Origin of the sequence: Planobispora rosea, from assembly GCF_014648175.1 — a bacterium.
GTDB lineage: Bacteria > Actinomycetota > Actinomycetes > Streptosporangiales > Streptosporangiaceae > Planobispora > Planobispora rosea.
In genome coordinates this window covers 21,550-42,572 of record NZ_BMQP01000044.1, presented here as the reverse complement: position 1 = coordinate 42,572, position 21,023 = coordinate 21,550, and the positions used below count along the sequence as shown (strand labels likewise).

The window sequence follows — 21,023 nt, the reverse complement described above, 5'->3', positions numbered from 1 at the left end:
GGCTCTGACCCTCCCTAGGAGGAGCGCAGCAGCGTGACCAGGTGCGCGGCGATGTCGTCCAGCAGCGTCGAGGGCGGCACCGGCGCGGCGGCGATCGCGGAGAACAGGCTGGGAAGGCCGGGGAGCGGGAAGCCGTCCTCCGCGGAGGCGGCCTGGCCCACCTCGTGCTTGGCGAGGATGATCCGGCTGCGCTGCCAGGCCTCCTGGACCTCCTCCGGGGAGGGCACGCCGAAGCCGTGCCCCACGGGGGCCGCGTGGCGCAGCCGTACCAGCGGGGTGTCGGCGAAGGCCAGCGCCACCCGCGCCCGTGAGGTGAGGCCGTCGCGGCGCTCCGGCGCCACCCAGTCCATCGCGGTGCACGGGTTGCGGCAGTCGGCCACACACGTGGCCAGCGCACCCGCCACCTGGCTGTGCTGCCGGTCGAAGTAGGCCCGCCAGCCCTCGGCGGGCTCCCCGGCCACCCGCAGGGTCCGGCCGGCGGCCGACTGCTCGGGCTTGGTGTGGTCGCACTCACGGTCGCCGATCACGCCGAACCTGCTGCCCGGGGCGGTGAGCCCGGCGGGCCAGCGGGCCGGGTCGCCGGCGTGGCCGAGCACCGGCTCGAAGGCGAGCAGCGGGAGGTACTCGCTGGCGATGTGCAGGGCGGCGACCATGGGGCTGAGCTCGCGCCGGTGCCACCGGACCGCGATCACTTCCAGCAGCAGCCCGTAGGCCGGGCGCAGCGACTCCAGCGCGCCGCGCGGCTGCTCCCTGGGCGTCTGCGGCATGGTGCAGGCCCGGGCGCGCCGCCGCAGCGCGGGCGGCACCTCGCGGGCCTCGACCGCGAAGTCCTCCGCGTCGAGGGAGAGCAGCCGCTGCCCGAACTCGCAGACCGCCACGACCACCGGGTCATCGGTGAGCGCCTCCAGGTCGGCGAAGGCGTGCCGCCGGGCGAGCGTGACGAGCACGTCCTGTACCGAATCCACGCTCAGACGATATCCGTGATCCGATGTTCGCCGTTCCATCCGGCGGACCTGGAATCCGGCGAACCCGGAACCCGGTGGCTCGGAATCCGGCGGAGCCGGAACCCGGTGGACTCGGCGGGGCCCGGCCGGAGAACGGCGGAGCGCCCCCGCCGTCGTTCCGGCGGGGGCGCTCCGCGGGGTTCAGCGGCCTTCGCCCCGTCGCGGCCTCAGGCCGGGGCGGCGTCCTTGGCGCGGGCGCGCAGGGCCCGGCCGATGCCGTCGGCCCCCTCCAGGAGCAGGCGCTTGAGCGCCTGCGGCGGCGCGGTCTCCTCGATCAGCCGCTCGGTCTTGGCCACGGTCTCGGGGGAGACGGCCAGGGCCGGGTAGCAGCCGACCGCGAAGTTCTGGGCGCTGTCGAAGGTCCAGGACTCCCAGATGCGGCCGATCTCGGCGAAGTACCGGTCGGCGTAGGGCTCCAGCAGCTCCGGGTGGCGCGGGTCCATGAAGCCGAGGATCGTCGAGCGGAGCAGCGCGCCGCTCAGCTTGCCCTCGGTCATGGTCGTCCAGGCGGTGGCCTTGCCCTCGGCCGTCGGGATCGCGGCCCGAGCCAGGGCGGCGGCGCGCTCGCCGGTGGCGGTGGGGTCGCGCAGCAGCTCGCCGGCGATGTCCTCCTCGCCGAACACGCCGTTGGAGACCAGGGCCTGGGTGAGCGTCCAGCGCAGGTCGGTGTCGACGGCCAGCCCCTCCAGCACCGCCGTGCCGTCCAGCAGGCCCTTGAGGAACGCCAGGTCCTCGGTGGAGGAGGCCACCGCCGTCAGGGCGTTGAGGTAGGCGAGCTGGTGGTCCGAGCCGGGCTCGGCCGCCTCGGTGAGCGAGCGCAGCGAGGCGGCCAGCAGGGCGAGGCCCTCGGCGCGCCAGGCGGGGTCGGCGAACTGCTGGACGGCCTGACGTGCCTGGCGCAGCACGGTCTGGGTGACGGTGATGTCCTTGACCGAGGAGATGCCGGAGGTGACCAGCGCCACGTAGTCACGGGTGGACATCTCGGCGTCGCGGGTCATGTCCCAGGCGGCCGACCAGCACAGCGCCCGGGGAAGCGACCCCGGCGATCCCGGAGCGTCGGCGAACTTGGCGATGCCGCCCTCGACCAGGGTCCGCAGCGAGCGCTCGTCCAGCCGGATCTTGGCGTAGGTCAGGTCGTCGTCGTTGATCAGGACCAGGTCCGGCTGGACCTCGCCGACCAGCTCGGCCACGGCCGTACGGGCGCCGACCACGTCGAGCTCGACCCGCTTGACCCGCACCAGGGCGTCATCCCGCAGGGAGTACAGGCCGATGGCGACGCGGTGCGAGCGCAGCGTCGGGTAGTCGGCCGGCGCCTCCTGCAGCACCTCGAAGCTGGTGAAGCGGCCCTCGGCGTCGACCTCGAAAGCCGGGCGCAGGGTGTTGACCCACGAGGTCTCCAGCCACTCCTTCGACCAGGACGACAGGTCGCGGCCGCTGGTCCGCTCCAGCGCCTCCAGCAGGTCCTTCAGCTCGGTGTTGCCCCAGGCGTGCTCGGTGAAGTAGGCGCGGACGCCCTCCAGGAAGTTGTCCAGACCCACGTAGGCGACCAGCTGCTTGAGGACCGAGGCGCCCTTGGCGTAGGTGATGCCGTCGAAGTTGACCTCGACCGCGTGCATGTCGACGATGTCGGCGGCGATCGGGTGGGTGGAGGGCAGCTGGTCCTGGCGGTAGGCCCAGGCCTTCTCCACGTTGGCGAAGGTCGTCCAGGCGCCCTGGCCCCAGCGGGTGGCCTCGGCCTGGCAGAGGACCGAGGCGTAGGTGGCGAACGACTCGTTCAGCCACAGGTCGTCCCACCAGCGCATGGTGACCAGGTCGCCGAACCACATGTGCGCCATCTCGTGCAGGATCGTCTCGGCGCGGCGCTCGATGACGGCGTCGGTGACGCGCGAGCGGAAGACGTAGTCCTCCAGGAAGGTCACGCAGCCGGCGTTCTCCATCGCGCCGGCGTTGAACTCCGGCACGAACAGCTGGTCGTACTTGCCGAACGGGTAGCGGACGCCGAAGACCTTGTGGAAGAAGTCGAAGCCCTGCCGGGTGATCTCGAAGATGTTCTCCGGGTCGAGGTGCTCGGCGAGCGAGGCGCGGCAGTAGATGCCCAGCGGGATGCCGTCGTGCTCGGAGGTCACCTTGTGGTACGGCCCGGCGCACAGGGCGGTGATGTAGGTGGACATCACCGGGGTCGGCGGGAAGTGCCAGCGCTTGGCGGCCTGCAGCGCGCCGTGCTTGCCGCGGTGCTCGGCCAGCTCCTCGACCTCGTCGGGCGCCGCGTTGGAGATGACCTCCCAGTGGGAGGGCGCCAGCACGGTCAGCTCGAAGGTCGCCTTCAGGTCGGGCTGGTCGAAGCAGGCGTACATGCGGTGCGCGTCGGCCGTCTCGAACTGGCTGTGCAGGTAGACGCTCTTGTCGACCGGGTCGACGAAGCGGTGCAGGCCCTCGCCGGTGCGCATGTAGGAGCAGTCGGCGTCGATGCGCAGCTCGTTGCTCTCGGCCAGGTTCGGCAGCGGGAGCCGCCCGGTCTCGGCGTCGTAGGCGGCCACGTCCAGCTCGGCGCCGTTCAGGACGACCTTGCGCACCTTGGCGCCGGCCAGGTCGATGAACGTCTCCGCGCCTACCCGGGTGCTGGTGAAGCGGACCGTGGTGATGCTCTCGAAACGCTCCTCACCCTCGGTCAGATCGAGCTCCACCGCATACGACTGCACGCTGAGCAGCCGTGCGCGCTCGCGGGCCTCGTCACGGGTCAGATTGCCTGCCACTACCGCTCCTCGTCACGACTTCCTCCGCTCCGTTGCGGAGGGCTGCCTGAATCCTGCCACGTCAGGCAGGAGATCGCCGCTTCGGAAACCCCGCGGCAGATTGATCATCACATATGAGGATAAAGAGACCGTCAAGGCGATAATCCACCGAGGAATAGGGAGAACCGTCCCACGGTTGTTGCCATGCGGAATATCCGCCCGATGAGGAAGCTGACAGATGACTGAGCGAACCCCCGTCGACCTCTGGTTCGACCCCTTCTGCCCCTTCGCGTGGATGACCTCGCGCTGGCTGCTGGAGGTCGAGAAGGTGCGGCCGATCGAGCCGCGCTGGCACATCATGAGCCTCAACATCCTCAACGAGGACAAGGACGTTCCCGACTCCTACCGCGAGATGATCGCCAAGGCCATCGGTCCGGTCCGGGTGGTCACCGCGGTGCAGGACAAGTACGACTCGGAGACGGTCGGCCGCCTCTACACCGAGCTGGGCGTCCGCTTCCACAACCAGGGCAGGGTCAAGCAGCTCGACACGCTCCGCGAGACCGTCGAGGAGGCCCTGGAGGCGGCCGGGCTGGACCGGGCGTTCGCCGACGCGATGGACTCCGAGGAGTACGACGAGGCGCTGCGCGCCTCGCACGACGACGGCATCAACCGGGTCGGCCAGGAGGTCGGCACCCCGGTGATCGCGGTCGACGGCGTCGCCTTCTTCGGTCCGGTCATCTCGCCCGCGCCCAAGGGCGAGGAGGCCGGCAGGCTCTGGGACGGCGTCCGGACGGTCGCGGGCTTCGACGGCTTCTTCGAGCTCAAGCGCTCCCGGACCAGGCCGCCGATCTTCGACTGATCCCCGGGCCGGCCGGGGTCCCAGGCGGTTCCCGGCCGGGTGGGCGGTCTCCGCGGCGGGGCGCGCCGTCTCGCCGCGGAGACGGTGGAGGCGCCTGAGCGTCGGGATGTTATGTATCCGGATGTTACGAGTTTTTAAGGATCTCCCGCTTCTCCTTGGCTTACAGCGGTATCGCCCTACTGTGTGAGAGAGCGGCCGGATGCGCTGCAGCGAGGGTCGTCTTACTCCGTGTAATCATTTCGACACGCTGAGTAGCGACAGAACTCTCGCCTTATCACCTTCCGCGCGCGAGGATGAGGGCATGCGTCACCTTTACCTGAACGGGGCATGGCAGGCGTCGGCGTCGGGCGAGAGCATCGATGTGATCAATCCTGCGACGGAGGAGCTGATCGACCGGGTTCCCGCGGGGTCGCCCGCCGACGTGGAGGCCGCCGTCACCGCCGCCCGCGCCGCGCTCCCCGCCTGGTCCGGTACCGCCCCCGCCGAGCGCGGCAAGATCCTCGCCGCCGCGGCCGAGCTGATCCGGGAACGCGCCGACCAGATCGCCAGGATCATCGCCACCGACATGGGCGCCCCGTACGGCGTGGCGATGAAGGTGCAGACGCTGATGCCGGCCGGGGTGCTGGCCTCCTACGCGAGCCTGGCCGAGTCCTATGACTTCGACACCGAGCGGATCGGCAACTCCTGGGTCCTGCGGGAGCCGGTCGGCGTGGTCGGCGCCATCACGCCGTGGAACTACCCGCTCCACCAGATCGTGTGCAAGGTCGGGCCGGCGCTCGCCGCCGGGTGCACGGTCGTGCTCAAGCCCAGCGAGGTGGCGCCGCTGGCGGCCTTCGCGCTGGCCGGGATCTTCGACGAGGTCGGGCTGCCCCCCGGGGTGTTCAACATGGTCAGCGGCCGGGGACCGGTGATCGGCGAGGCCATCGCCACCCACCCCGGCGTGGACATGGTCTCCTTCACCGGCTCCACCCAGGCGGGCCGCCGGGTCGCCGCCCTCGCCGCCGGGACGGTCAAGCGGGTGGCGCTGGAGCTCGGCGGCAAGTCGGCCAGCCTGATCCTGCCCGAGGCCGACCTGACGACGGCGGTCAAGGCGACCGTGGCCAACGCCTTCCTCAACTCCGGGCAGACCTGCTCCGCCTGGACCCGGATGATCGTCCATCGCGACCAGTACGACGCGGCGGTCGACCTCGCCGTCCAGGCCGCGGAGAAATACACCCTCGGCGACCCCTTCGACGAGGGCACCCGGCTCGGCCCGCTGGTCTCCGCCGCACAGCGCGACCGGGTCGTCCGCTACATCAACCGGGGCCAGGAGGAGGGCGCCCGGCTGGTGACCGGAGGCACCGACCGGCCGCTGGAGCGAGGCTTCTACGTGGAGCCCACGGTCTTCGCCGGGGTGGCGCCGGGCATGGTGATCGAGCAGGAGGAGATCTTCGGTCCGGTCCTGTCGGTCATCCCCTACAGCCGGGGCGAGGAGGAGGCCGTCTCCATCGCCAACGGCACGCCGTACGGCCTGGCGGGCGCGGTGTGGGCGGGCGAGGAGAGCCGCGCGGTCTCCGTCGCCCGGCGGCTGCGCACCGGCCAGGTGTCGATCAACGGCGGCCGGTTCAACCCGCTGGCCCCCTTCGGCGGGTACAAGCAGTCGGGCATCGGGCGCGAGCTGGGCGAGTTCGGCCTGGAGGAGTACCTGGAGATCAAGTCGCTCCAGCTGTGACCCTGCGAGAAGCCCGCGAGGCCCTGCGAGAAGCCCGCGAGGCCCTGCGAGAAGCCCGCGAGGCCCTGCGAGGACCCTGAGAGGAACCCGGGAAACCGGACCCCGCCGGGACGGCGGGGCGGACGCAGGCGTCAGGGCGTCTGGAGGAGGACCTTCCTGGCGGCCTCCTTGGCCAGGCGGTCGACGTAGAGCACGCCGTTCAGGTGGTCGGTCTCGTGCTGGAAGCAGCGGGCGAGCATGCCCCGGGCCTTGACCTTCACCGGCCGGCCCAGCCGGTCGAAACCGCTGACGGTCACCCCGGCGGCCCGGGGCGTCCTGGCGTAGATCGGCTTGCCGGTCTCGCGCCCGGGCACCGACAGGCAGCCCTCCTCGTCGAGGACCTCGGCGTCGTCGTCGATCGTCAGCTCGGGGTTGATCACGTGTCCCCTGCGGTTGCTGCAGTCGTAGACGAACAGCCGCCTGCCGACGCCGACCTGCGGGCCGGCCAGGCCCACACCCTGCACGGAGTACATCGCGGCGAACATCTCGTCGATCAGGCGGCGCAGGTCGCGATCGAAGTCCACGATCGGCTCGGCGGGCGTGCGCAGGACCGGATCCCCGATCACTCGGATGTCACGCATGTGTGGGCTCCCTGGCGTAAGGGTGTGTAAGGGCTCAGGCGGTAGTTCGGCTCTTACTTTAGCCGGGGGCGGCGGCCGGGCGGCCATCCATACCTGCGAGACTGGGCGGGTGCGTGTCTACATCGGTGCCGACCATGCCGGCTATGAGCTCAAGAATCACCTCGTCTCCTGGCTGAAGGAGCACGGCCACGAGGTCACGGACTGCGGTCCGTTCGTCTACGACGCCGAGGACGACTACCCGCCGTTCGTCCTGCGCGCGGCCCAGGGGGTCGCCGAGGACCCCGGGAGCCTGGGCGTCGTGATCGGCGGTTCGGGCAACGGCGAGCAGATCGCGGCCAACAAGGTGCGCGGCGTCCGCGCGGCGCTGGCCTGGAGCGAGGACACCGCCAAGCTCGGCCGCGAGCACAACGACGCCAACGTGATCAGTATCGGCTCGCGGATGCACTCGACCGAGGAGGCGACCAGGTTCGTCGAGCTCTTCCTGGCCACCCCCTACTCAGGCGCCGAGCGGCACAGCCGCCGCATCGACCAGCTCACCGCCTACGAGACCACGGGCGAGCTCCCGCCGCTGCCGTAGGTTCCCGCCGGGGCGCTCACCTGTCCCTGGTGCGCGCCTCCCTGCGGGGCGTCTCGTCGCGCAGGGGCCTGCGGTCGGCGGCCTCCTGCTGCTCCCGTGAGGGCCGGGACACGTCCCTGGCCCGCATCGCGGTGATCGCTGTGATCTGCAAGCTCTGCAGTGCCATACCGCCACGATAACCCGGCGGTCTCTCCGGGGGCCCGCCCCTCCGGAGAGACCGCCGGAACCGGGCCCTCAGAAGGTCAGTCCGGCCCAGGGCGCGGGCTCCCACGACATCGCGGTGGACAACTCCCGTACGGCGCCCGCCCGCGTCTCGCGCACCAGGCCCGCCGCCTGGAGCGCGGTGAGCGGCCGCCCGCCGAGATAGGCCGCGCCCAGAGCGCTCACCGGGAGGGTCAGGTCGGCGGCCGGCCCGGGATCCCCGGGCTCTCCGACGGGGGCGCACCGGGCGCCGGCGGTGTCGGCCGACAGCCGCCAGCGCCGGGCATTCCACGGGCAGACCGCGTCCTCGACCTCGATCACCACGTCCACCGGGGCCGAGTAGCGTCGCGCGGACAGCGCCCGCCCGACGTCCACGAGCCGGATCCACAGCTCGTCCATCCAGCCCGCGTGGAGCTGCCGGGCGTCGGCCAGCAGGTAGATCAGCGGGTCGTCGACCGGGCGGTTCCAGCTCCTGACCCGCGCGACCAGGTCACGGTCCAGAAGGTGCCGCCAGAGCAGGGCGTAGGCGGCCGGGTCCAGGCCGAAGATCTCCCTCACCCGCAGTTCGCCGTCGGGCAGGCCCGCGTCGTTCCAGCCGGCCTTGACCCGGAACAGCGCGTACCCGCGCGGGCCGCCGTCGTCCTCGGCGACCACGGCGCGCAGCGGCCCGGCTCCGCCCTGGTCGGCCTCCTCGTCGGAGAGAGCGGCGTCCCAGCGCGCGGGGGTCCTGGCGTAGAGGCCGGGACGGCTGCCGAGCACGGCGTCGAAGACCTTCTCGAAGGTCTCCCTCGCCTCGGCGGGCTTGACGATCCGCAGCCGCAGCGCGGGGTCGGCCGGCGCGCCCGGGACGAAGGCGGCCCGGTGCGTGGGGATCTCCACGGTCATGCCGTCGGCGGCCCGGCCGTACCCGAACCGGCCGTAGATCACAGACTCGGATGCGTAGAGCGCGGCGACCGCCTCACCCCGCTCGTGCAGGTCCGACAGCTGGCGGGTCATCAGCGCGGTCAGGACGCCGCGGCGGCGGTGGGTCGGAAGCACGCCGACCGCGGTGACACCGCCCACCGGCAGCGGGCCGCCGGGCACCGTCATGGTGAAGCTGCACACCGCGGTGACGCCGACGAGCTGTTCACCGTCATAGGCACCCAGGGAGCGCTCGAACTCGGTGGTGCCCTTGAACAGTTCCACACGATGCGGGGGGATGGGGCTGCCGAACGCCTCTTCGTCGACCATGATCCAATCAGACCAGTCGGACTCGGTCATCGGGCGCAGCGTAAGACTCATTTTTCCTACGGTAGGCGCGGCAAACCGTCGCGGCCATACAATATCCGTGCTTAATGATCTAGGTGTTGGTCAAGTGGGCTCCCCGAACGGGGGGTGGACCGATACAGTCAGGCGCATCATGAATTCCCGTCCGGTGCCGTTGATCCCCGCAGGGCTCCGCGCGTTCCTGGTGCGGGTCCCCTTTCTCGTGCCCGCCGTGCGGTTCCTCCGTCGCGGGCCGCTGGCCCGGGACCGCAACCTGCTCATCACGCTGATCGTGCTGACCCTGACGATCGCCGTGCTGTCCGCGCGCGTCTCGGCCGAGTGGTTCTCGCCGGCGCTCATGATCCCGATCATCCTCGTCGGCGGGCTCCAGCTGCGGCTGCGCAGTCTCGCCAAGCTACTGTGCGCGATCGTGGTGGGGCTGGTCTACGTAGGCGTCACCGGCGGCTTCGGATACATCGGCCCGGGGATGCTGGCCGCCTTCGGCTTCACCTCCGTGCTGGCCGCGGTGATGGCCCGCACCCGGGGCAAGCTCGGCGTGCAGGGGCTCCGGGGCGACGTGATGCTGCTGGAGCTGCGCGACCGGCTCAAGAAGCAGAGCGAGCTGCCCCCGCTGCCCAAGGACTGGGGCGCCAAGGTGGTGCTCAAGCAGGCCGGGGGCTCCTCCTTCGGCGGTGACTTCCTGGTCTCCCTGCGGGACGGGGACACGGTGGAGCTCGCCCTGGTCGACGTCTCCGGCAAGGGGGTCGACGCGGGCACCCGCGCGCTGATGTTGTCGGGGACCTTCGGCGGCCTGCTCGGCTCGGTGGACGCGTTCCTGCCCGCCTGCAACGCCTACCTGCACCGCCAGCGGGAGGCCGAGGGCTTCGTCACCGCCGTCCACGTCCGGCTCAACCTCGCCACCGGCGAGTACGTCATCACCTCGGCCGGGCACCCCCCGGTGGTCACGTTCGAGGCGGGCACGGGGACCTGGCGGGTCTCCCCGGCCAAGGGCGTGGTCCTGGGCGTCGTCCCCGACCTGCACTGCGAGCCCGACCAGGGGATGCTCCGCAAGGGCGACGCGCTCATGCTGTACACCGACGGGCTCATCGAGCAGCCCGGGCGCGACATCGACGCCGGCCTCGACCGGCTGCTCGGCGAGGCCGAACGCCTGCTCCCCTCCGGGTTCTCCGGCGGGGCGCGCAACCTGGTCACCTCCATGTCCGCAGGGCACAACGACGACTGCGCGCTCGTGCTCATCTGGCGCCCCTGACCTACCTGATCCGCCGTTTCGTACGGTGTGCGGACGCATGCGGACCGTGACGAACTTCACGGGTCCGATCGTGGTTCTGGTCACTGGCGAGGGCGGAGGCCGCCTGGAATTCTCGTAGCAGTTGGCCAGATGAGTGCCGAAGTCCCCGGGATTTCCGGGGAGCGGGAGGAAAGGGACCGAAATCTCCGCGAGGAGACGATGCGGGCTTTCTCCGCTGCTTGTGGTGCGGGGCGCCGGGCCCGGCCCCGTGCGGCGGTCCGGCATCGGTGTGGCCACTGAAGATTCCGGCCCCCGGGGGAACGGCGCGGTTGTTCCGGGATCCGGAATCTTCAGTGACCGCACCGGTCACGGCCGGTGTCGGCGCTGGTTCAACCTTGGCACGCGCGGGGGCTCCAGGGGGTGCGTTCGCCGATATGCGCCGCTGATCCCCATAGCCACTCCGGGGCCTCGGAGTCGTCCAGGGGCCAGAGCCGGCCCCAGGGGTCAGAGCCAGCCGGAGTCGTCGGCGATGCGCACGGCGTCGAGCCGGTTGCGGGCCTGGGTCTTGCACATGATCCGGGAAAGGTGGTTGCGGACCGTGCCGACGGACAGGAAGAGCTGCTCGGCGATCTCGTCGGACCGCGCGCCCCGCGCGGCCAGCCGGAGCACGTCCAGTTCCCGGGGGGTCAGCGGGTTCTCCGCCGTCTCCAGGGCCGCCACGGCGAGGTCGGAGTCCACCGTCCGGTGGCCGGCCGCGATCCGGCGGACGCCGTCGGCGATCTCCTCGGGGCCCGCCTCCAGGCTCATGAACCCGAGTGCGTGCGCCGCGAAGGCGCGGCGGACCTGGCCGGGGGTCGGGTGGCGGGACAGGATGAGCACCCGGCAGCCCGGCGCCCGCTCGTGCAGTCGGAGCGCCGTGCGGAGCCCGTCGCCGCCGGGGAGGTCCAGGCCGATGATCGCCGCGTCCGGCTCGTGCCGGAGGGTGGCGGAGACGACGTCCTCGCCGTCGTCCAGGTCGGCCACCACCTTGAGGTCGGCCGCGCGCTCCAGCGAGGCCACGAGACCGATCCGGACCAGGGGTAGCTGCTCGGCAACCAGGATCCCGATCAAAACGCTCCTCTCATCCGACCGCCTCGTTGAGTGACTATGTGATTTCACACTGTCACCAAAGTGTCCCCATTCGGCAAAGCCTGCGCAAGGGAATGTCCGGAGGGTCTTCGTCTTGGCGTGGATCGGGCGGCCGCGGCGGGTGAGGCGGATGACGCGGCGGGTGAGGCGGATGAGGAGGCCCGGCGGTGAGCGAGGGGACCCGTCGGAGCGTCCATATCGCTCACGCCCGGTCGGGAAGCGGGAGAGAGCGGGGTTCACAGCCCGGAGAGAACGGGGCTCACAGCCCGGAGAGAGCGGAGACCGCAGTCAGGAGAGAACGGGGACCGCAGTCCGGCGTGTCGGCTAGGCTCTTATGGGGCATTGTTGGTGAATCCGCTACCGGGGGGATCTGTGGACTGGCCTTTCCTGATCGGAGTGGTCATCTTCCTCGTGGGGTTGATGGCCTCGATCGCCCTGCACGAGATCGGTCACCTGGTTCCCGCCAAACGGTTCGGCGTCAGGGTCACGCAGTACATGGTCGGGTTCGGCCCGACCATGTGGTCCCGGCGGAAGGGCGAGACAGAGTACGGCGTGAAGTGGATCCCGTTCGGCGGATACATCCGGATGATCGGCATGCTCCCGCCCCGGCCCACCGACGCCCCCGGCACCGCGCGGTCGTCCTCCACGGGTCCGTTCCAGGGCCTGATCGAGAGCGCCCGGGAGGTCGCGCTGGAGGAGGTCCGTCCCGGGGACGAGGACCGCGTCTTCTACCGCAAGCCCTGGTGGCAGAAGGTCATCATCATGTTCGGCGGCCCGGCGATGAACTTCGTGCTGGCCTTCGTCCTGTTCGCCGTCGTGCTCATGGGCTTCGGGGTCGGGGTGCTCAAGACCGAGGTCTCCACGGTCCCGGACTGCGTGAAGACCGCCGCCGAATACACCAGGAACCCCACCTGCACCTCCGCCGACCAGGCCAGCCCGGCCGCCGCGGCGGGCCTGCGGCCCGGTGACGTCATCGTCTCGGTGGGCGGCAAGCCGGTCGGCGACTGGGAGGCGGCGACGCGGGCCATCCGCTCCAGCGGCGCCGGGCCCGTCGAGATCGGGATCAAGCGGGCCGGGCAGCCGATGACCATCACCGCCGATCTCATCGCCCAGGAGCGCGAGTCCCTCGACGAGCCCGGGAAGATGGAGCTGGTCGGCTATCTGGGCGTCAGTCCGACACAGGTCATCGAGCGGCAGAGCATCGGCGCCGTGGTCGCGCACATGGGGGACCTCACCGCCAGGACGGCCTCCTCGCTGCTGCGTCTGCCGGAGAAGATGGTCGGCGTCTGGAACGCCGCCTTCTCCGGTGAAGAGCGTGACAAGGACGGCCCCATCGGCGTCATCGGGGTCAGCCGCATCGGCGGCGAGATCGCGGCGTCCGACGCCCCGCTGGAGAACAAGATCAGCATTTTCGTCAGCCTGCTGGCGAGCTTCAACCTGGCGATCGGCATGTTCAACCTGATCCCGCTGCTCCCGCTGGACGGCGGTCACATCGCCGGCGGCCTCTGGGAAGGGATCAAGCGCGGCTTCGCCCGTCTCACCCGTCGGCCCGAGCCGGCGTACGTGGACATCGCCAAGGTCCTCCCGCTGACCTACGCGCTGGCCTTCACCATGATCATCATGGCCGGCCTGCTGATGTACGCCGACCTGGTCAACCCGATCCGCCTGGCCGGTTAGGCCGTGCCCCGGGTGCCCGGCCGTCGCGCGACGTGCCGGGGCGGGCGGGCGCGTCCCGGCACGGGTCCACGCTCCGCTTTCCCGCTCGGCCGGGAGGGGCTGCGGCCCGGTCCTCGGGCGCCGGAGGATGCGGCGCGTGCGCCGTACCCGCCGATAGGGTGTGCCCGTGAACGAGGTGACGCCTGCGGCGGCGATCGACGCGGCACTGCTCCGGCTCCGCCGGATCTGGTCGCGGCCCCTGCGCGCGCGCAAGGTCGCCGAGGCGCAGCGGCCGGTCCAGATGTCCACGGTGATGGTCGTGCACGCCGTGCACCGGCTGGGCCTGGAGCTGGCCGAGGTGACTGTGGGAGCCGTCGCCGAACAGCTCGACGTGGATCCCTCCACCGCCAGCAGGCTGGTCAACGAGGCGATCGCCTCGGGCCTGGTGGAGCGCGAGGAGTCCGAGGTCGACGCGCGGCGGGCACGGCTGGTGCTGAGCGCCCCGGGGCGCCGGGTGCTGGGGGCCGTGACCGGCTACCGGCGGGACTACCTCGACGGTCTGATCGCCGGCTGGGACCGTGCGGACCGTGAGGACTTCGCCCGCCTGCTCACCCGTTTCGCCGAGGCGGTCACCGCCCGCCCGGCGGACATCTCCCGCCTCGACGAGGCGATCGCCGAGGCGCTGGGAGGCTCCGGGGTAAGGGGAGAGTCCGGGGCGAAGGGAGAGAGCGGGGGTCCGGGAGGCTCCGGGGCGCCGGAGCGCGACGAGCCGGCCGGCGGGATTCCGGAGGGCGGCGGGCCGGACGAGGGCGCCGCTACTCGCCCGTGACGCCGTCGATCTGCTCGCGGAGCAGGTCGGCGTGGCCGTTGTGCCGGGCGTACTCCTCGATCATGTGGACGAGGATCCACCGGAGCGAGACGTCGTTCCCACGGCGCTGCGTCTTGCCGATCGTGTCCAGCGGCAGATCGGCGGAGAGCTCCCGGGCCCGGCCGATCTCGGCCCGCCAGGTGGCGAACGCCTCGTCGGCCGAGGCGGTGTCCACGTTGTCGAAGTCGCCGTCGGGGTCCTGCTCGTCGTAGTAGAGCGGCGGGGCGCCCTCGCCGGAGAGGATGTTGCGGAACCAGGCGCGCTCCACCTCGGCCATGTGGCGGACCAGGCCGAGCAGGGACAGCGTGGACGGCGGGACGGAGCGCAGGCGCAGCTGCTCCTCCGACAGGCCCGCGCACTTGACGGCGAGGGTCTCCCGGTGCCAGTCCAGCCAGGAGGTCAGCATCCGGGCTTCGTCGGCGACGAAGGGGGGATCGATACGGTTGTCACTCATGACGGCCCATCTTGTCCAACTATGAACTGATTGTCAGTCGGTTTTCTGTTTCTCGGAGCCCGTTCCCGTGCCCCGCCCCCTCCGGCCCGTCTCGGCCCGTCTCGGCCCTTCCAGTCCGTCTCGCCCGGCTTGGCCCGTCTTGGCCCGAACCCCGGCGTCTCCACCGGGAACCTCGCGGGACCGGGCGGTGTACCGGTGGACATGAGACGAATCCTGCTGATCCTGGCGATCATCGTCCCCGTGCTGGCCCTCGCGGCGCCGGCCCGGGCCGGCGGCTGGGCGGTCACCTTCATGGACCCCTCACCCGCGAAGATGAGCCCCCATGCGACCTACACGCTGGGATTCTGGCTGCTCCAGCACGGTACGCACCCCTACGAGGGCGACGACCTCGGCGAGGTGGCCCTGGAGTTCACCAGCGGGGCAAAGAGCGTCCGCTTCCCCGGCGTGGAGCTCAGAGAGCCGGCCCACTACGCGGCGGCGATCTCCCTGCCGGACGGGACCTGGCGGGTGAAGGCGATCCAGGGCTGGTTCGCACCGTACGACGTCGGAACCCTCACCGTGCCGGGAGGCCTGGAGATCGCCCCGCTGCCGGAGGACCTCAAGGGCGCCATCGAGTCCCAGAAGGGGCAGCACAAGGACTACTGGGGGGCGATCCGCCCGCCGGACATCCCTGCCGGCACGCGCCCGGCAGGAGCCCTCACGCCGCCGGATCCCGCCGCGCCGGCCCCCGCCGGAGGGATGGAGACGCTCGACGCCGAGGCGCTGGACGACGCGACCACGGTCGCGGTGGTGGAGCCGGAGCCGTGGTGGCGGCAGCCGTACACGATCGTCGCCGCGGTCGTCCTCGGCGCCGCCGCGCTCGGGACTCTGACCTACCGCCTGCGCCGGCGCTGACCCCGCGCTTCCGGGTGAATACGCATACACCAAGAATGCGTGACTTTTAGTGATGTCTCGTTCATTCTTGCGGTACGCGTGAGGAGGCACCATGCCGGAAGTGGCAGGTCCGGGATACGAACGGGGAGTCAGAGCCGCCTGCCTCGCCTTTCTGGCGGCCGTTCTCGTTGTCCTCCCGCTGGCCGTCTCCCGGCTGCTCGAGGCGTGGGGACCCGTCGGGACGCTCGGCGCGCCGCTGGCCGCCGACGTGGCCGTGGTCCTCGCCGCCCGCGCCTACCTGGACCGGAGGCGTCCCCTCCGGCCGGTCCCCGAGGCCGTACGGCCGGGTGGCGCCGTACGGCCGGGCGGCAGGGAGTATGTCGTGCCGCGGACCCTGCCTCCCGCCCCCCAGGTGTTCGTCGGGCGTGACGAGGTCGTGGCCCGGCTGGAGGCGGGGTTGCGCGAGGCCGGGCGGGCCCCCGTCCTCGTCCTGTACGGCCCCGGAGGGATCGGGAAGACGGCGCTCGCGCTCGTCATCGCCCATCGGATGGCACGCGCTCATGGGGACGGGCAGATATACGTCCCGGTGGGAGATCTCGGCTCGGATGGGACGAGTGCCGAGCGGATGCGTCATGAGATCGCCGGGGCGTACGCTTACGCGCTGAAGAACCCCGACGACGAGCTCCCCGGCACGGCCGACGAGCGGATCGCCCTCTTCCGTCGGCGGGCGGCGGACCGTTCGCTCCTCATCCTGCTGGACGACGTCCCGCCCGGCATCGACCTCGCCGGACTCATCCCGGACCGGCCGGGCTGTACGACGATCATCACCGCGAGGCGGGTCCCGCAGGGCGTTCCCGGCTCCGCCGTCACCCACGAGCCCGCCCCTCTGGCCGCGGACGCGTCCCGGGACCTGCTGCGTCTCCTGCTGGGGTCCGATCGGATCGACGACTCGGACGCCACGCAGACGCTGGTGGACGCCTGCGGCGGGCAACCGCTCGCGCTGCGTCTCACCGCCGCCGCGCTCTCCCAGCGCCCCCACTGGGATCTGCAGTTCGCGGTGGACTCCGTGCTGCCGGCCCGGACCCGGCCCGAACGGCTCGATGTGTCCTACGGGATGCTCACCTCGAAGGAGCGCCTGGCGCTGCGCTCCATCGGCTCCATCGGGGAACGGGAGTTCACCGGATGGATGCTGGCCGCGGCCTCCTCCGCAGACGAGAACGTCTCCGAGGAACTGGCCGCCCGTCTCGCGCGCGCCCAGTTCGTCGCGCGCCGGGGCGCGGGCTGGGGCCGTACCTCCTTCTACGTGGAGGACGAGGTCCTCCGGTACGCCCGCAGCCGCGCGGACCGGGAGGACGGCGAGCAGGTCCGCCGTGACCGGGAGGAGGAGGTGACCCGGGTCCGACGGGATCGCCGTGGCCGGAAACCGGGGGTCTGGGTGAACGATCAGGTCTATCGCCTCATGCGAGAGGGTGACCTGTCCGGCGCGCTCACCGTCGCGCAGCAGGCGCTCGACCTGGCAGGGGAGCAGGACGACCGGATCGCCCAGGCCGCGGCCTGCGCGGCGCTGGCGGAGATCTTCAGCGAGCTGGGCGACATGCCCGAGGCGGAGGAGGCCGCGCTCCGCGCGATCACCGTGGAGCATCCGGGCAGCAGCGCCCGGGCGAACCGCTGCAATGGCAGGATCCACCGCAGGCTCCGCGAACTGGACAAGGCCAAGGACTTCCTGGACGAGGCCCTGGACTTCGCCGAGGAGGCGCAGGACGCCGGTGAGCGGGCACGGGTGCTGTTCGAACGCGCCTATGTCCTGGCGCTGCAGGGGAACGCCTCCGCAGCCCATGGTGACCTGGAGCTCGCCACCCGGCTCAGGAGGAGCGGGGTGATCGGTGCGGAGACCATGGAGCCCACGGCGAGGTGGTATCAGGGTGCCGTCTTCTATGCCGGGGGAAGGCTGGAGGAGTCCGCCGAGGCTTTCGACCACGCCAGGAGGGTCTCCCGGCGGCTCGGGCAGTGCCTGTGGGAGGCCTGGACCGAGCAGGCCGCCGCGAGGGTGGCGCTGGACCGGGAGCTGCTGGACGAGGCGACGGCCGCCGCCGAGGCCGGGCTGGAACTCTTCACCGAGATGCGCAACCGGTACGGCGCGGCGCACTGCCGCTACGTTCTCGGCGAGATCCACCTGGCCCAGGGAGCGAGGCGGGAGGCGGAACTCGCGCTCGTGGAGGCGGCCGAGACCTTCCGCGCCTGCGGCGACGTCTGGGTGGAGAGACAGGTCGCGGGGATTGTCGCCGAACTGACCGGCTCGACGGCCGGGTGAGGCCATGCCCGGCGACGGACGGACCGCTGACAGGTGGCGCCGCCGGACCGCGGTACCCGCGGCGTCGGTCGCCGCGGTCGCCGCGGTGCTCGCCGACAAGGTGGAGCATCCGCTCCAGGTCGTCGCCCTGCTGCTGGTGGCCGGGGCCGGCGCGGGGGCGGCGGCCTGGTCCACGCTCTCACCACGGCGCGGGGAGGACGGAACGCCGGTGGACGCCGGCGAGACCGGGAGGTCCGCGGAACTCGCGGAGCCGGGGAAGGCCGGGGCGCGGAGGGCCGGGGCGGGGAAGACGTACACCGCGCGGGGCCTGCCCGACCGCCAGCCCACCTTCCGGGGCAGGGAGTCCGAGCTCGCCGCCCTGATCGCCTCCTACGAGGCGCAACGCGAACAGCGGGAGCAGGGTTCGGTACGCGGCCCGGTGGTGCTCGCCCTGCACGGCCCGCCCGGCGTGGGCAAGAGTGCCATCCAGTTCGAACTGGCCCGCAGGCTCGCCGGGCGGCACCCCGACGGGGTGCTCTTCGCCAATCTCGGCCAGGCCGCCATGCGCAAGTCCCCGCACGACGTCCTGCACGCCCTGCTGATGGAGCTGGGCTGGCCGGAGGAGGAGATCCGCTCCGCCTCGCTCCAGGAGCGGGTGGGCCTGTTCCGCGCCGGGACCGCCGGGCGGCGGATCCTGGTCGTGCTGGACGCCGCGCGTGACGCCGACCAGCTCAACGTTCTCATCCCGAACAGCACCGAGTGCACCGTCCTGATCTCCAGCAGGCCCGACCTGGTGAGCGCCCGGGGCTTCCCGTCCACGGCGGTCCGCCCGCCGGGCCCGGACGAGGCCCTGACCATCCTGGCGGCCTACTCCCAGGTGGACGACGCGGCCACCCGCCACCTGGCCGTCGAGCTGACCGAGCTGTGCGGGCGACTGCCGATCGCGTTGCGCGCGGCCGGCGACCGGGTGCGGCACGGCGGCGGGAAGGTGCAGCCGGTGGTGCAACGCCTGCGCCCGGAGCGCTCCCGGCTCGCCGACCTCGCCTACGGCGGGCGCAGCATCGAGGAACGGCTCGACACCGAGTACGGCAGGCTGACCGACGACGAGAAGGCCGCGTTCTGCCGATTGTCCCTGGTCGAGGCGGCTTCGTTCACCCCCTGGGTGATCAGGGTGCTGATGCCCGTCTCCACCGGGGAGGCGGCCAACCTGGCCGCGGCGTTGGCCGCGGTGGGGCTGCTCGACGACGTGGAGGCCGACGCATCGGGCTTCCCCCGCTACACCTTCCACCCGCTCACCCGGATCTTCGCCAGGAGACGGCTCGGCGTGCTGGTCCCGGACCGGCACGAGCTGAAGGAGATCGAGAACCGGCTGCACCGGGCCGTCCTGGCCGCCTGCTGTGCGGTGCTGAGCGTGCTGGAAGGCCGGCGGATCGGCGGCGACTACGGCGACGTACCGCTGCCGGAGATCGGCGACTGGGCTGAGAAGGTCGCCGAGGACGCCGACCGGTGGATCTCCGCCGAGCTGCCGCATCTGGTCCGGGCGGTGACGGAGGCGCACCAGAGCAACGAGAACGAGGCCTGCTGGGTGATCGCGGCCTGGCTGGACTGCTGGCGGACCAGCCGTATCGACCGCGGCACCGCGCACCGCATGTTCGAGCTCGCCCGCCGGGCCGCGGCGGGCTCCGGGACACCGGGGGCGCTGGGCCGGGTCCTGCTGGCCGAGGGCATCCAGCTGCTCGCCTTCGAGGAGTACGACGCGGCCCTCAAGACGCTGGAGAAGGCCGACCGGGAAGCGCGGCGGGCCGGGGAACTGCGGCTCCAGGCGGCCGTGCGGCGCCGGATCGGCCAGGTCTGGCACGGACTGAGGCACTACAGAGCCGCCGCGGAGGAGTTCGAGACCGCGGCGCGGGACGCGAAGGCCGTGGGCGACATGCGTGAGTACGCGATGGCCCGTCTCCTGCACGCGGACAGCGTCTCGGCCTTCCAACCGGCTGACTGGCGCACGGTCCTGCCGGGGAGTGTGAGCGGCCGTGGGGACATGCGCTTCCACCTCGACGAGGTCATCGTGGAGGTGCGGTGCGCCAACCGCCGCCGTGACCTGAGGACCCGGGAGCGAGCACTGGCGCGCCTGCACGCCGAGGACGGGCACGGCCTGGAGCGGTTCTCCCATCTCCACTGCGAGCTGAGCAGCGGCTATCTGTGGCATCCGGGGGATCCGGTGGACGGCGCGCGGGCACCGGTCGCCGGTCGGCTGGCGGCCGGCGCGATCCTGCTGGCCGCCGGCACGGGACGTGAGTTCACCGAGGTGCGGGCGAGGACACTGCTCGCTCGCGCGCTGCTGGCCGAGGGCAGGCTGGAGGAGGCCCGGGGGCAACTCGACCTGGCCGACGCCCTGGTGCCCGATCACCCCGGCGACCGGGCGCGGGACTGCCTGAGGGCCATGAGCGGGCACGCCCGGGGGGAGCTGATGGTGCGCGACGGACAGTACCGGCGGGCCCTTGAGCTGCTGGAGCCGGCCGTCCGCTGCTACCAGGCGGCCGGTGACTTCTGGCACGCCGCGCAGGCCCGTGCCCTGGCCGGTACCGCCCACCGGGGCCTGCGCCGCTTCGGATGGGCGATGGCGGAACTGTCCGCGGCGGTCGCGGCCTTCGCCGAGTGCGGGGACGAGCCGGCCTTCGACCACGCGGCGGACGAACTGGCGGAGGTCTGCGCCGAACTGGGCCTGCCGATCACGAAGCCCACCCTGAAGGACCGTCTCTGGCGGCCGGGGCCGTGATTCACCGTCCGGCCGGGCTGCCTCCGGCGCGGCCGCGGTCTCCCGCCGGGCGATCTCCCGGGTATTCCGGATAGCCGTAGCCGATGACCTCGGAGACGCGCCTGATGCGCTGTTCGACCAGGCCCCGGTCGGTGTTGCCCTCGATCGTGGTGATCGTGCCGTCGCCGTTGTCCTGTTTCACCAGGCCCATGTGGTCGATCCGGTAGATGCCCTCGCCTCCGTCCTCGTCGAGGTCGAAGTAGACGAGGGCGCCGGGCCGGGCGGCGTCGCCCCAGCGTCCCCGGTCCTGGAACCACCCGGCCCAGGCGACGGCGTAGGCGTCCGCGCCGACCGTGCGCCGCAGCCCCGCCTGCTCGCCGACCCAGGAGACGAACATCGCGCACCAGGGCGCGTTGGTGTACTTCTCCACGACCCCGCCGTCGCGGTCCAGGGTCTCCTGGGCCCGCGCCGACTCCATGTACCAGGAGTGGAACTTGGTGCCGCCGCCGTCGGCGTCCTCGGCGATGCCGATCTGACTCTCGGCGATGCGCAGCATGTCCGCCGCCGTCACGCCCGTTTTGACCGGCGGAGGAAGGACGCCGGCGGGAGCCGGGGCGGTCCGGGCCCGGGGCTCGGGCGGGAGCCCTTCCACGGAGGCGGGCGCGCCGACGGCGACCGCGCACGCGCAGACGGCGAGGGCCGCACCGGCGGCGGCGCGGAGCAGACCCCCGGGGAGGAGGCGGGGAAGGTGGTGCTCGGTCATCGCGGGATCTCTCCCTTGTTTCCCTGGAACCTTGTTCC

17 protein-coding genes are annotated in these 21,023 nt (G+C 71.9%); 9 read left to right on the top strand and 8 right to left on the bottom strand.

The genetic code is table 11. From position 1 onward, the window contains the following. Nucleotides 1-14 precede the first annotated feature (14 nt). Both IEZ08_RS31775 and pepN read right to left on the bottom strand, forming a co-directional pair. The gene (locus IEZ08_RS31775) at nt 15-965 is read right to left on the bottom strand and encodes a hypothetical protein (protein WP_068925776.1); all 951 of its coding nucleotides are present in this window, start codon (nt 963-965) and stop codon (nt 15-17) included. A gap of 206 nt (nt 966-1,171) precedes the next feature. Next, nucleotides 1,172-3,757, bottom strand: coding sequence for an aminopeptidase N (pepN, locus tag IEZ08_RS31770; protein ID WP_068925774.1), 2,586 nt, complete (start codon nt 3,755-3,757; stop codon nt 1,172-1,174). 217 nt (nt 3,758-3,974) lie between these two features. Between pepN and IEZ08_RS31765 the strand changes: the two genes are divergently transcribed. Beyond that, nucleotides 3,975-4,595, top strand: a complete 621-nt coding sequence (locus IEZ08_RS31765; RefSeq protein ID WP_068925772.1) for a mycothiol-dependent nitroreductase Rv2466c family protein — start codon at nt 3,975-3,977, stop codon at nt 4,593-4,595. Between the two features lie 301 nt (nt 4,596-4,896). Then, entirely contained in the window at nt 4,897-6,306 is a 1,410-nt protein-coding gene (locus IEZ08_RS31760) for an aldehyde dehydrogenase family protein (RefSeq protein WP_068925770.1), read from the top strand. A 131-nt stretch (nt 6,307-6,437) separates the two neighbouring features. Here IEZ08_RS31760 and def read toward each other — a convergent pair whose 3' ends face one another. Continuing rightward, a complete protein-coding gene (gene def, locus IEZ08_RS31755) occupies nt 6,438-6,926 on the bottom strand; it encodes a peptide deformylase (protein ID WP_068925768.1) in 489 nt (162 codons plus the stop codon). 109 nt (nt 6,927-7,035) lie between these two features. On the opposite strand from def, the gene IEZ08_RS31750 reads away from it, so the two are divergent. Next, complete coding sequence (locus IEZ08_RS31750; protein WP_068925766.1) at nt 7,036-7,503, top strand: ribose-5-phosphate isomerase; 468 nt, start codon at nt 7,036-7,038, stop codon at nt 7,501-7,503. Nucleotides 7,504-7,519: 16 nt separating this feature from the next. Here IEZ08_RS31750 and IEZ08_RS31745 read toward each other — a convergent pair whose 3' ends face one another. Next, nucleotides 7,520-7,669 carry a hypothetical protein gene (locus IEZ08_RS31745; protein ID WP_176728580.1) on the bottom strand — a complete coding sequence of 50 codons (150 nt, stop codon included), beginning with the start codon at nt 7,667-7,669 and terminating at the stop codon, nt 7,520-7,522. A 68-nt stretch (nt 7,670-7,737) separates the two neighbouring features. Then, a complete protein-coding gene (locus IEZ08_RS31740) occupies nt 7,738-8,985 on the bottom strand; it encodes a GNAT family N-acetyltransferase (protein WP_068925764.1) in 1,248 nt (415 codons plus the stop codon). Between the two features lie 118 nt (nt 8,986-9,103). On the opposite strand from IEZ08_RS31740, the gene IEZ08_RS31735 reads away from it, so the two are divergent. Next, entirely contained in the window at nt 9,104-10,219 is a 1,116-nt protein-coding gene (locus tag IEZ08_RS31735) for a PP2C family protein-serine/threonine phosphatase (RefSeq protein ID WP_068925763.1), read from the top strand. A 483-nt stretch (nt 10,220-10,702) separates the two neighbouring features. Here the strand turns inward: IEZ08_RS31735 and IEZ08_RS31730 are convergent, their stop codons facing one another. Continuing rightward, nucleotides 10,703-11,308 (bottom strand): response regulator transcription factor, encoded by a 606-nt coding sequence (locus tag IEZ08_RS31730; protein ID WP_189243567.1) that lies wholly within the window; start codon nt 11,306-11,308, stop codon nt 10,703-10,705. A gap of 390 nt (nt 11,309-11,698) precedes the next feature. Between IEZ08_RS31730 and IEZ08_RS31725 the strand changes: the two genes are divergently transcribed. Next, nucleotides 11,699-13,003, top strand: a complete 1,305-nt coding sequence (locus tag IEZ08_RS31725; RefSeq protein ID WP_068925759.1) for a M50 family metallopeptidase — start codon at nt 11,699-11,701, stop codon at nt 13,001-13,003. Between the two features lie 166 nt (nt 13,004-13,169). Continuing rightward, on the top strand, nt 13,170-13,811 hold the full coding sequence (locus tag IEZ08_RS31720; protein ID WP_141704198.1) for a MarR family winged helix-turn-helix transcriptional regulator: 642 nt from the start codon (nt 13,170-13,172) through the stop codon (nt 13,809-13,811). Here IEZ08_RS31720 and IEZ08_RS31715 read toward each other — a convergent pair. Further along, nucleotides 13,798-14,304, bottom strand: coding sequence for a DinB family protein (locus IEZ08_RS31715; RefSeq protein WP_068925756.1), 507 nt, complete (start codon nt 14,302-14,304; stop codon nt 13,798-13,800). The genes IEZ08_RS31720 and IEZ08_RS31715 overlap by 14 nt on opposite strands. A 201-nt stretch (nt 14,305-14,505) precedes the next feature. On the opposite strand from IEZ08_RS31715, the gene IEZ08_RS31710 reads away from it, so the two are divergent. From IEZ08_RS31710 to IEZ08_RS31700, 3 genes are all read left to right on the top strand, one after another. Then, the gene (locus IEZ08_RS31710) at nt 14,506-15,198 is read left to right on the top strand and encodes a hypothetical protein (RefSeq protein WP_189243566.1); all 693 of its coding nucleotides are present in this window, start codon (nt 14,506-14,508) and stop codon (nt 15,196-15,198) included. Nucleotides 15,199-15,289: 91 nt separating this feature from the next. Beyond that, nucleotides 15,290-17,488, top strand: coding sequence for a tetratricopeptide repeat protein (locus IEZ08_RS31705; RefSeq protein WP_068925752.1), 2,199 nt, complete (start codon nt 15,290-15,292; stop codon nt 17,486-17,488). Nucleotides 17,489-17,492: 4 nt separating this feature from the next. Next, nucleotides 17,493-20,243: an NB-ARC domain-containing protein gene (locus IEZ08_RS31700; protein ID WP_189243565.1), complete on the top strand. Its 2,751-nt coding sequence runs from the start codon at nt 17,493-17,495 to the stop codon at nt 20,241-20,243. Between the two features lies 1 nt (nt 20,244). Here the strand turns inward: IEZ08_RS31700 and IEZ08_RS31695 are convergent, their stop codons facing one another. After that, nucleotides 20,245-20,985 carry a CHAP domain-containing protein gene (locus IEZ08_RS31695; protein WP_189243564.1) on the bottom strand — a complete coding sequence of 247 codons (741 nt, stop codon included), beginning with the start codon at nt 20,983-20,985 and terminating at the stop codon, nt 20,245-20,247. Nucleotides 20,986-21,023 lie beyond the last annotated feature (38 nt).

What these genes read in the sequence shown, in the direction of transcription:
- def (WP_068925768.1), bottom strand. Translation starts at nt 6,926, where the DNA reads ATGCGTGACATCCGAGTGATCGGGGATCCGGTCCTGCGCACGCCCGCC.
- IEZ08_RS31760 (WP_068925770.1), top strand. Translation starts at nt 4,897, where the DNA reads ATGCGTCACCTTTACCTGAACGGGGCATGGCAGGCGTCGGCGTCGGGC.
- IEZ08_RS31700 (WP_189243565.1), top strand. Translation starts at nt 17,493, where the DNA reads ATGCCCGGCGACGGACGGACCGCTGACAGGTGGCGCCGCCGGACCGCG.
- IEZ08_RS31740 (WP_068925764.1), bottom strand. Translation starts at nt 8,985, where the DNA reads ATGAGTCTTACGCTGCGCCCGATGACCGAGTCCGACTGGTCTGATTGG.
- IEZ08_RS31710 (WP_189243566.1), top strand. Translation starts at nt 14,506, where the DNA reads ATGAGACGAATCCTGCTGATCCTGGCGATCATCGTCCCCGTGCTGGCC.
- IEZ08_RS31715 (WP_068925756.1), bottom strand. Translation starts at nt 14,304, where the DNA reads ATGAGTGACAACCGTATCGATCCCCCCTTCGTCGCCGACGAAGCCCGG.
- IEZ08_RS31705 (WP_068925752.1), top strand. Translation starts at nt 15,290, where the DNA reads ATGCCGGAAGTGGCAGGTCCGGGATACGAACGGGGAGTCAGAGCCGCC.
- IEZ08_RS31765 (WP_068925772.1), top strand. Translation starts at nt 3,975, where the DNA reads ATGACTGAGCGAACCCCCGTCGACCTCTGGTTCGACCCCTTCTGCCCC.
- IEZ08_RS31735 (WP_068925763.1), top strand. Translation starts at nt 9,104, where the DNA reads ATGAATTCCCGTCCGGTGCCGTTGATCCCCGCAGGGCTCCGCGCGTTC.
- IEZ08_RS31745 (WP_176728580.1), bottom strand. Translation starts at nt 7,669, where the DNA reads ATGGCACTGCAGAGCTTGCAGATCACAGCGATCACCGCGATGCGGGCC.
- IEZ08_RS31695 (WP_189243564.1), bottom strand. Translation starts at nt 20,985, where the DNA reads ATGACCGAGCACCACCTTCCCCGCCTCCTCCCCGGGGGTCTGCTCCGC.